Source organism: Halochromatium sp., from assembly GCF_046541315.1.
Lineage (GTDB): Bacteria > Pseudomonadota > Gammaproteobacteria > Chromatiales > Chromatiaceae > Lamprobacter.
In genome coordinates, this window is sequence record NZ_JBKHDN010000092.1 from 1 (window position 1) to 10,285 (window position 10,285).

General features: G+C 68.2%; 6 protein-coding genes. 3 read left to right on the top strand and 3 right to left on the bottom strand.

Annotated elements, in window-relative coordinates; all coding sequences use genetic code 11:
- The coding region (tilS, locus tag ACLFQI_RS07780; RefSeq protein ID WP_410758342.1) for a tRNA lysidine(34) synthetase TilS at positions 1–1,401 on the bottom strand (1,401 nt) is incomplete at its 3' end.
- Positions 1,402–1,520: 119 nt separating this feature from the next.
- Positions 1,521–2,519, bottom strand: a complete 999-nt coding sequence (locus ACLFQI_RS07785; RefSeq protein ID WP_410758343.1) for an acetyl-CoA carboxylase carboxyltransferase subunit alpha — start codon at positions 2,517–2,519, stop codon at positions 1,521–1,523.
- Positions 2,520–2,651: 132 nt separating this feature from the next.
- On the opposite strand from ACLFQI_RS07785, the gene ACLFQI_RS07790 reads away from it, so the two are divergent.
- Positions 2,652–4,883 (top strand): HAD family hydrolase, encoded by a 2,232-nt coding sequence (locus ACLFQI_RS07790; protein WP_410758344.1) that lies wholly within the window; start codon positions 2,652–2,654, stop codon positions 4,881–4,883.
- Positions 4,884–4,913: 30 nt separating this feature from the next.
- Here the strand turns inward: ACLFQI_RS07790 and rimO are convergent, their stop codons facing one another.
- Positions 4,914–6,245, bottom strand: coding sequence for a 30S ribosomal protein S12 methylthiotransferase RimO (rimO, locus tag ACLFQI_RS07795; RefSeq protein ID WP_410758345.1), 1,332 nt, complete (start codon positions 6,243–6,245; stop codon positions 4,914–4,916).
- Positions 6,246–6,456: 211 nt separating this feature from the next.
- Here rimO and ACLFQI_RS07800 point away from each other — a divergent pair, with 211 nt between their 5' ends.
- The gene (locus ACLFQI_RS07800) at positions 6,457–7,596 is read left to right on the top strand and encodes a metallophosphoesterase family protein (protein ID WP_410758346.1); all 1,140 of its coding nucleotides are present in this window, start codon (positions 6,457–6,459) and stop codon (positions 7,594–7,596) included.
- A complete protein-coding gene (locus tag ACLFQI_RS07805; RefSeq protein WP_410758347.1) occupies positions 7,587–10,271 on the top strand; it encodes an AAA family ATPase in 2,685 nt (894 codons plus the stop codon). Before ACLFQI_RS07800 ends, ACLFQI_RS07805 begins: the two co-directional genes overlap by 10 nt.
- The last annotated feature ends 14 nt before the right edge of the window (positions 10,272–10,285 follow it).

Consider the following 10,285-nt stretch of genomic DNA (forward strand, 5'->3'; position numbering starts at 1 on the left):
CACTGGCACCGTCACTGGCACGGCAAACAAACCAAGATGCGTCCAAGGATGCCGCTCCCACCGCAAGTACAGCATCCGCTGACCGGGCGTGGAACCGCGATCGCACCCGCAGCCGGTGACACCGGCCACCGCGAGCAGATCGCCTTGACCATCGACCAGCAGCGGCACATAGGGCCGCAGCCAGGCGGGCACATCGCTCTGTTGAAAGAGATTCTTGAGGGTACGACTGGGCCGATTCGGTTGCCGGCAAGGCAAGCGCGGCCGGCCAAAGCGAACGGTCATGGAAGGCGCATGAGGCAACGCTTGGCAGGATGCCAAGCCCGCCGCCGGGCGCGCTGAGTCAGCGGCCTCGAGGCTCAGCGTCCCCAAGCCCATCGGCAGCTGCAGTGGCTGCCATCCATCCCAGCCCAGCGCGGTCTCCGGGCGCGGCGGCAAGGGCGCAAGCGCGAACAGATCATCGCGGTAGCGACGCAGCTCGCACCCCTCCCAGGCGACGAGGGGCTGGGCATCGGCGCGCGCGCACAGGACCTCGCCCAAGATCGTCTCCAAGCGCCGCCTATTCGTCGCTCGAAAGCCTTGCCGAGCCAGCCAGCGCCGCAGCACCGCGCGGGCGCGCTCAGGCGCCAGTGTCGACAGGCGCGCCGCCGAGAGCGTTCCCGGTCGTGAGCCGGCAACCGTCGGCAGCTGCTCATCGGCCAGCGTGTCGATCAGCGCCGCCGCCTCGGCACAGTGGGCAGCGCTCCGCGCGATGGTGGTGGCCGCTGATGGCCAGCGCTGGCGCAGGATCGGCATGACCTGATGGCGCAACAGGTTGCGGTCGAAATCGGGATCCTGGTTGGAGGGATCCTCGATCCAGCGCAGCCGATGCTCCTCGGCGTAAGCACGCAGATCGGCCTGAGAGACGTCGAGCAGCGGTCGCACCAAGACGCCGGCCCCAAGCGCTGCGCGCGCGGGCATCGCGGCCAGACCATGGACACCGCTCCCGCGCAGCAACGCCAGCAGCAGGGTCTCGGCCTGATCATCGCGATGTTGGGCGGTGGCGAGCCAGTCGCCAGGCTCCAGGCAGTCGGCGAAGAGGCGCTGACGCGCCGCGCGCGCCAGCGCCTCGAGGCTCTCGCCGGGTTGGCGCGCGATCCGCGCCTGCCGCACCTGGTAGGCCACGCCGAGCTGATCGCAGACGCGACGGCAATGGCGCGCCCAGTCAGCGGAACGCGGATGCAGACCGTGGTCGATGTGAATCGCCTTCAGCGACAGGTCGAGATCGAGCGCATCGCGCAGCTGCGCGCAGGCATGCAAGAGCACCGTTGAGTCAACGCCGCCGCTGTAGGCGATCCAGAGCCGGGCTGGCCGTGGTTGCTCGGTCAGCAGCGGAGATAAACGATCGGCGGAGAAGACGGGCATGACAGCGAGAGCGCGGCGCACGGCACCCGGCAGCCGTCCGCTGGTTGGGGGGCGCGGCGCGCGGCCGCGTGCGGACTCCGGCAGGCGGCGCACGCGCGCTTGGTCACGTTCAGACGCCCCTACCCCTTGAAACGACCGTAGCTGCGCAGGCGCTGGTAACGGGCCTCGATGAGCTCGTCGGGCGACTGACTGGCGACTCGCGACAACTCATCGACCAGCACCATCTTCAGCGACGCGGCGGTATCCTCGACATTGCGATGCGCGCCACCACGCGGCTCCGGCACCACCGCGTCCACCAGCCCGAACTCATAGAGCCGATCGGAGGTGATCGCCATCGCCTCGGCGGCGGACTGCGCCTTGTCGGCGCTCTTCCACAGGATCGAGGCACAGCCCTCCGGCGAGATCACCGAGTAGGTGCTGAACTGGAGCATGATCAGCCGATCGCCGACGCCGATGGCCAAGGCGCCGCCGGAACCGCCCTCGCCGGTCACGGTGACGATGATCGGCACCCGCAGCCCGGCCATCACCTGCAGGTTGCGCGCGATCGCCTCGCTCTGACCGCGCTCCTCGGCGCCGACGCCGGGATAGGCGCCCGGGGTATCGATGAAGGTCAGGATCGGCAACCCAAAGCGCTCGGCGAGCTGCATCAGCCGGAGCGCCTTGCGATAGCCCTCGGGCCGCGGCATGCCGAAGTTGCGCTGGATCTTCTCCTTGGTATCGCGGCCCTTTTGCTGGCCGATCACCATCACCGCCTGGCCATCGAGACGCGCGAGGCCGCCGACGATGGCGCGGTCGTCGGCGAAGGCGCGATCCCCGTGCAATTCCTGAAAGCCATCGAAGATGCGATCGACATAATCGAGGAAATAGGGGCGCAGCGGATGGCGCGACAGCTGCGAGATCTGCCACGGCGTCAGCGACGAGAAGATCTGTTCGGTCAGCGCCCGGCTCTTGGTCTCGAGATGCTGGATCTCGTCGGCGATATTGATGCCATCCTCATCGTCGCCATCATGGCGCGCGAGATGCTGGGCGCCCAGCGTGGCACCGATATGCCGCAGCTCTTCGATCTTGGCCTCAAGCTCGGCGACCGGTTGTTCGAATTCGAGAAAGTTCAGGTCCATGGGGCGTGGATTCTACGTGAAAGCAGGGGCTCGGCGACAGTCGAGATTTTCGATTGCCGCAGACACCGCGCCTGCGGATCGGCTATTCTCGGGGGCTTCGTGTCTTCCAGTCGATCGCCAGCCGTCAACCGCATGACACCACAACCAGACTCCCGCTACATCGTCCTGATCAGCGTCCACGGACTCATTCGCGGTCAGCAACTCGAACTTGGCCGCGATGCCGATACCGGCGGCCAAACGCTCTATGTGGTCGAACTCGCGCGGGCGCTGGCCCAGCGCGACGACATCGAGCGCGTCGACCTGTTCACGCGGCTCGTCGATGACGACCATGTCAGCGAGGACTACCGCCAACCGCTCGAGGAGATCGGGCCGCATGCGCGCATCGTGCGGATCGAAGCCGGCCCGGCCGAATATCTGCCCAAAGAACAGCTCTGGGATTACCTGGATACCTTCGCCGACAACATGCTCGGCTTCCTGCGCGACCAGGCCATCGCGCCGACGCTGATCCACAGCCATTATGCCGATGCCGGCTATGTCGGCACCCGCGTCTCGAATCAGCTCGGCGTGCCGCTGGTGCACACCGGGCACTCGCTCGGACGCGTCAAGCGCCGCCGACTGCTGGCCTCGGGCGTCAAGCAGGAGGTCATCGACAACCGCTACAACATGGATCGGCGCATCAATGCCGAGGAAGAAACGCTCGCCGCCGCCAGCCTCGTGGTCACCAGCACCAGCCAGGAGATCCAGGAGCAGTACGGGCTCTACGATCACTACCAGCCCGAGCGCATGTCGGTGATCCCGCCGGGCACGGATCTGACCCGCTTCCATCCAGCCGATGGCAGCGAGCAAACCGCGCCGATCAAGCAGGAGCTGGCGCGCTTCCTGCGCGAGCCGAAGAAGCCGCTGGTGCTCGCGCTGTCGCGCCCGGACGAGCGCAAGAACATCGCCACCCTGGTCGATGCCTTCGGCGAATCCGAGGAGCTACGGCAACAGGCCAACCTGGTGATCGTGGCCGGCAATCGCGACGATATCCGCGATCTCGACAGCGGCGCCCAGCAGGTGCTGACCGACATCCTGATCCTGATCGATCTGCACGACCTCTACGGCAAGGTCGCCTATCCGAAGCATCATTCCGCCGACGAGGTGCCGATCCTCTACCAACTCGCGGCGGCCTCGCGCGGGGTCTTCGTCAACCCGGCCTTGACCGAACCGTTCGGCCTGACCCTGATCGAGGCCGCCGCCAGCGGCCTGCCGATCGTCGCCACCGAGGACGGCGGGCCGATCGACATCATCAACCATTGCAACAACGGCATCCTCATCGACCCGCTCGACAAGCAGGACATCACCAAGGCCCTGCTGAAGGTGATCAGCGATGCCGCGCGCTGGCGCACCCTGGCCAAGAACGGCATCAATGGCGTGAAGGCGCATTATTCCTGGCAGGCGCATGCCGAGAGCTACCTGCAGGCGATCAGGCCCCTGCTCGACCAGGTCAAGCCGCCACCGATGGCGCCGGTTGCGCGCCGGCCGATGCTCTATCACGACCGCGCCATCTTCACCGACCTCGATCAGAACCTGCTCGGCGATCCCGACTCGCTCGCAGATTTCCTGCGCATCATGCGCGAGAACCGCCGTTGCACCAGCTTCGGCATCGCCACCGGTCGGCGCCTGGACTCGGCGCTCGCGGTCATGCGCCGCTACGGCATCCCGCGCCCGGATGTGCTGATCACCGCGCTCGGCACCGAGATCTACTATGCCCCGCAACTGACCGCCGACGATGCCTGGGCGCGCCACATCGACCATCTCTGGTATCCGCGGCGGGTGCGCGACGTGCTCGCGGATCTCCCCGGGATCAAGCGCCAGCCGAAGTCCGAGCAGAGCCGTTACAAGGTCAGCTTCTACATCGACCCCGAGCATGCCCCCTGTCTGGAGGAGATCGGCAGCATCCTGCATCAGGCCGATCTCAACGTGCATCTCAACCTCTCCTTTGGCCAGTTCCTCGACGTGGTGCCGGCGCGCGCCTCCAAGGGCCTGGCACTGCGCTATGTCGCGGATCAGTTCGGCATCCCGCTCGAACATTGCCTGACCGCCGGCGGCTCCGGCGCCGACGAGGACATGATGCGCGGCAATACCCTCGCCGTGGTGGTCGCCAACCGCCACCACGAGGAACTCTCGCGGCTCACCGATACCGAGAGCATCTACTTCGCCGAACAGCCGTTCGCGGCCGGCATCCTGGAGGCGATCGAGCACTATCAGTTCTTCGATGCCTGTCAGGTGCCGCGCCCGCCCGAGGCGGCGAAGGGCGCGCAGGCGGAGGCGGCGAAAGACGCCGAGGGCGAGGACGCAACAAGCCCCGAGACCGACGGCTGAACCGCGTCTGGGGTAGCACCGAGCACGACCTCAATCGGCGCCGACCGGCGCCCCGATGAGGTCGTGCTCGGTGCTGGCGATCAGGTCGACCTCGATGAAATCGCCGGGCTCGAGTTCCCAGGCCCCGTCGATCAAGACCCGGCCATCGATCTCCGGCGCATCGGCGGCGCTGCGCGCGACCACCTGCTCCTCGTGCACTTCATCGACGAGGACGATCGCGCGCTGGCCGACGCGCTCGGCGAGCTTGGCGCGGCTGATCTCGCCCTGCACGGCCATGAACCGCGCCCGGCGCTCCTCTTTCAACGCCTCCGGCACCGGGTCGGGCAGCGCATTCGCTGCGGCGCCCGCGACCGGCGAGTAGCTGAAACAGCCGACCCGATCCAGCCGCGCCTCGCGCAGGAACCCCAGGAGCTGCTCGAAATCGGCCTCGGTCTCGCCCGGAAAACCGACGATGAAGGTGCTGCGCAAGACCAGTTCCGGGCACAGGCGGCGCCAGTCGGCGAGCCGTTCGAGCACCTGCTCGGTCGCCGCCGGGCGGCGCATCGCCTTGAGCACGCTCGGACTGCCATGCTGCAACGGCATATCCAGATAGGGCAGGATCAGCGCGTCGGCCATCAGCGGGATCAGCCGGTCGACCTGCGGATAGGGATAGACATAGTGCAGCCGTATCCAGGCCTGCAATTCGCCGAGCGTGCGCGCCAGGGTCTCGATCTCGGTCTTCAACGGCCGACCCCGCCAGAAGTCCGGGCGGTAGCGCGTATCCAGCCCGTAGGCGCTGGTGTCCTGCGAGATCACCAGCAGCTCGCGCACGCCGGCCTCGACCAGCCCATGCGCCTCGTCGAGGATGCCGCCGATCGGCCGGCTGACCAGATCACCGCGCAGGTTCGGGATGATGCAGAAGCGGCAGCGATGGTTGCAGCCCTCGCTGATCTTGAGGTAGGCGTAGTGGCCCGGGGTCAGCTTGATGCCCTGCGGCGGCACCAGATCCAGGAACGGATCGTGCTCGGGGCGCGGCAGGTGCGCGTGGACCGCTGCCATCACCGCGTCCTCGGCCTGCGGGCCGGTCACCGCCAACACCTCGGGATGCGCCGCGCGGATGACCTCGGCCCGGGCGCCCAGACAGCCGGTGACGATCACCCGGCCATGCTCGTCGAGGGCCTCGCCGATCGCCTCCAGCGATTCGTCGATGGCGGCATCGATGAAGCCGCAGGTATTCACCACCACCAGATCGGCGCTGGCATAGTCGGCGGCGATCGCATAGCCATCCGCCCGCAGCCGGGTCAGGATGCGCTCGGAATCGACCGTCGCCTTCGGGCAGCCGAGGCTGATGAAACCGACCTTGGGGATTGCTGTTTTCGTCATGGAAGGACTGTCGGGACTCGACCTCGGGCATTTGCCAACAGCGCTCCATCATAAACCAAGCGCATCGCAAGGCCTCGTCGCGGCGCGACACCGAACCGATCCGATCAGCGCCCATCCGGTGCAGCCATCGCCGATCCGGTTATACTCGCCCGTCAGCATCCGCATGCTGTGGCTTGAGCAGAGGGCTCCATCAAGGATTCAGGAGGTCAGGATGCCGCGTTTCCTGCACACTGCCGATTGGCAGATCGGGCGCCAGTATGGGCGTTTCGCGCCTGCCGACGCCGCCGCCATCGCCGAGGCGCGCTTCACGGCGGTCGAGCGGCTGGCGGCGCTCGCGACAGCGCAGCAGGTCGCTGCGGTGCTGGTGGCCGGCGATGTGTTCGATGCCCAGACCGTCTCCGATCGCACCATCCGCCGGCTGTTCAATGCCATGCAGGGCTATGCCGGTCCCTGGCTGCTGTTGCCCGGCAATCATGACGCCGCGCTCGCCGAGAGCGTCTGGAGCCGGGCCCGGCGCATCGGCGCGGTGCCCGACACCGTCGAACTCCTGCTCGAACCCGAGCCGCGCCTCTATCCCGACGCCGGTTTCGCATTGCTCCCGGCACCCCTCACCCAGCGCCAGACCATGACCGATCTGACCGCCTGGTTCGACCAGACCGCGACGCCGCCCGGGCTGTTGCGCATCGGGCTCGCGCACGGCAGCGTGCAGGGCCTGCTCGCCGAGGCGATCGACTCGGCCAACCCGATCGCCGCCGACCGCGCCGAGCGCGCCCGACTCGATTACCTTGCGCTCGGCGACTGGCATGGTCTCAAGCAGATCGATGCGCGCACCTGGTACAGCGGCACGCCGGAGCAGGATCGCTTCAAGGACAACGGCGCCGGGCAGGCGCTGTTGGTCGAGATCGATCGGGCGGGGTCTCCAGCCGCCCCGCGCGTCACCCCCTACCCGATCGGCACCTACCATTGGCAGCGTTGGCCAGTCGAGCTGCGGCTGGCCAGCGACGCCGAGGCGCTGATGGAACGGTTGCAAGCGTTGGCCCCAAACAGCGTGCTGCGCCTCCAACTCAGCGGCACGCTCGACCTAGGCGCCTATCGGCAGCTCCAAGCCGCGCTCGCGGTCGCCGAGGGCCGCTGCCGCAGCCTCGAGGTCGACGCCGACGACCTGCGTCTGACCCCCACCGATACCGATCTCGCGGCCCTCCAGGTCGACGGCTATCTCGGCGACGTCATCGCCACCCTGCGCGAGCGCCAGCACGGCGACGACGCCGAGATCGCCCGCGAGGCGCTGCTCATCCTCGCCGACCTGCTGCACGCGCAGCACACTCCCGACGGGGCGACGCCATGCAGCTGAAACGCCTGCGCATCGCCCAGCTGCGTCGGTTTCAGCAGCCGCTGGAATTGGCCGACCTCGAGCCTGGCATCAACCTCATCACCGGTCCCAACGAATCCGGCAAGAGCACCCTGGTGCGCGCCATTCGCGCCGCCTTCTTCGAGCGCCATCGCTCCGGCCGCGTCACCGATCTGCAACCGTATGGCGACTCCTCGGCCGCGCCCGAGGTCGAACTCGAGTTCTGCTGGCAGGACCAGGCCTGGCATCTCAGCAAGCGCTTCCTGGCCCGCAAGCGCTGCGATCTGCGCATCCACAGCATCGACTGTCTCGACAGCGAGGCCAGCAGCGAGGCGCTCAACGGCGACGAGGCCGAGGAGCGGCTCGCCGAACTGCTCGGCTTCAGCCATCCCGGCCGCGGCGCCAGCAAGGCCGAGCACTGGGGCATCCCCGGCCTGCTGTGGATCGAGCAAGGCGCCGGCCATGAACTCCGCGATGCGGTCGAACACGCCGGCCATCACCTGCACACCGCGCTCGGCAGCGAACTCGGCGAGGTCGCCAGCAGCAGTGGCGACGCGATCCTCCAGGCCGTCGAGACGCAGAAGAAGGCGCTGCTGACCGCCGCCACCAACCGCCCGAGCGGCGAGTACAAGGCGCAGCAGCAAGCACTCGCGGAGCACCGGCAGGCGCTGACCGAGCTGGACGCGCGCATCGCCGCCTACCGCGACCAGGTCGATCGCCTGGCGACACTGCGCCAGCAGCATGTCGAGGATCGGCGCGCCAAGCCCTGGGAGGTATTGCGCGCGCAACAGCAGGCCGCCCAGGCCCAGCTCGACCAGGTCGAGCAATGGCAACAGGCGCAAGCCAACGACACCCGGCAACACACGCAGATCCAACGCCAGATCGAGTTATTGCGCAGCCAGCTCAAGGGGTTGGAGCAGCAGCACGACACCTTGGAGCAACGCCAAGCCGCCGAGCAGAAGGCACGCGAGCGGCTGGCCAGCCTCAGCGCCCGCGGTCCCGCCCTCGCCGAGACCTTGGCGCACGCCCAAACCGACTACCAAGCGGCCCGCGAGCGCGCTCGGCAGGCGCGGCAACAGCAACAGCGGCGGCACCAGCGGCAAACCCTCGCGCAGCTCGAACGCCAACGCCAGGCGCTCGCCGATCACCTCAAGCAAGCGCACCAGGTCCAGGCCGACCTGCTCGCACAACGCCAGCAGTTGCAACAGGCGCGCATCGACCCGCGCCAGCTCGAGGAACTGCGCGGCGCCGAGCAAGCCCGCAGCGAACTCGAGATCCGCCGCCAAGCCATCGCCACCCGGGTGCGCTTCGAGCTGGAACCGAGGCGGCAACTCAGGCTAGGCGCCGCGACCCTCGCCGACAGCGGCGAGGAGCTGCTGCTCGAGCCGGCCGAGCTACTGATCCCCGAGATCGGGCGCCTGCGGATCATTCCCGGCGGCGAGGACCTGAGCGCCCTGGCGCGCGAGCATCAGCGCCTGAGCGAGCGCATCGACGCCCTCCGCGCGCAGCTCAGGGTCGCCGACCTCGCCGCGGCCGAGGCGCGCGCGATCAGCGCGCAGATCCTGGCGGCCAGGATCCAGGCCAATCAGGAGCGATTGAACTCGCTCGCGCCTGAAGGCGTCGATCTGCTCGCGCAACAGCAACAGGAACTGCAACGACAGCATGCCGAGATCAGCGCCGCCCTGCGGGCAACCCCTGAGTCGCCGCAAGCAGACGCGGCGTCGCCCCTGGACCTCAAGCAAGCCGAGGCCCGGCTCGAGACCGCCCATCAAGCCCTGAAAGCGGCCGAGCAGGCCCAGCACGCCCATCAGCTCGCGCTCAGCACCGCGCAAAGCGAGGCGCACAGCAGCGCCGCCGAGCGCCAGCGATTGCAGACCGAACTCGAAGCGCCCGAGCGCCAGGCGCAACTCCAATCGCTTGATCGGTCCCTGACCGATGCACGGGCCGAGCGGCAAACCATCGAGCAGCGCATCGACGCGCGTCAACAGCGGATCGAGGCCGCGCGCCCGGAGATCCTGCGGCAGGATGTGGCACGCTTCGCGACCAGTGCCGAACAGATCGAAAACGCCGCGCGGGCGCGCGAGCTGGAGCTGAACCGGCTCGAAAGCCAACTGGAGGCCCTCAGCGCCGAGGGCTTGGAGGAACAGCGCGGAGAATGCCAGCGCGCATGCGAGCAGTTGGCGCGTCGCGTGCATGCGCTCGAGCGCCGCGCCCAGGCGCTGTCGATGCTGCAGACACTGCTCCAGCAGCAGCGGCAGGCCCTCGCGCAGCGTTTGCAGGCGCCACTCCAGACGCACATCAACCGCTACCTGTCCTTGCTGTTCCCGCACGCCGGTCTGAGCGTCGACGAGCAGCTCATCCCGCAACAGATCACCCGCAATGGCAACGCCGGCGCCGAGCGCGAAGCGATCGATTCACTGAGCTTCGGCGCCCGCGAGCAGCTCGGTCTGATCAGCCGCCTCGCCTACGCCGACCTGCTGCGCGAAGCCGGCCGGCCGACGCTGATCATCCTCGATGACGCCTTGGTCCACAGCGACAGCCACCGGCGCGCGCAGATGAAGCGCATCCTCTTCGACGCCGCCCAGCGCCATCAGGTGCTGCTCTTCACCTGTCATCCGGAGCACTGGCGCGACCTCGGCGCCGCGCCGCGCGAGTTGTTCACAGGCCAGGGCGACTGAGCCCGTGTTTTCCG

Excerpts from the sequence above, each read along its gene's own strand:
- rimO (WP_410758345.1), bottom strand. The coding sequence starts at position 6,245 with ATGACGAAAACAGCAATCCCCAAGGTCGGTTTCATCAGCCTCGGCTGC.
- ACLFQI_RS07805 (WP_410758347.1), top strand. The coding sequence starts at position 7,587 with ATGCAGCTGAAACGCCTGCGCATCGCCCAGCTGCGTCGGTTTCAGCAG.
- ACLFQI_RS07800 (WP_410758346.1), top strand. The coding sequence starts at position 6,457 with ATGCCGCGTTTCCTGCACACTGCCGATTGGCAGATCGGGCGCCAGTAT.
- ACLFQI_RS07785 (WP_410758343.1), bottom strand. The coding sequence starts at position 2,519 with ATGGACCTGAACTTTCTCGAATTCGAACAACCGGTCGCCGAGCTTGAG.
- ACLFQI_RS07790 (WP_410758344.1), top strand. The coding sequence starts at position 2,652 with ATGACACCACAACCAGACTCCCGCTACATCGTCCTGATCAGCGTCCAC.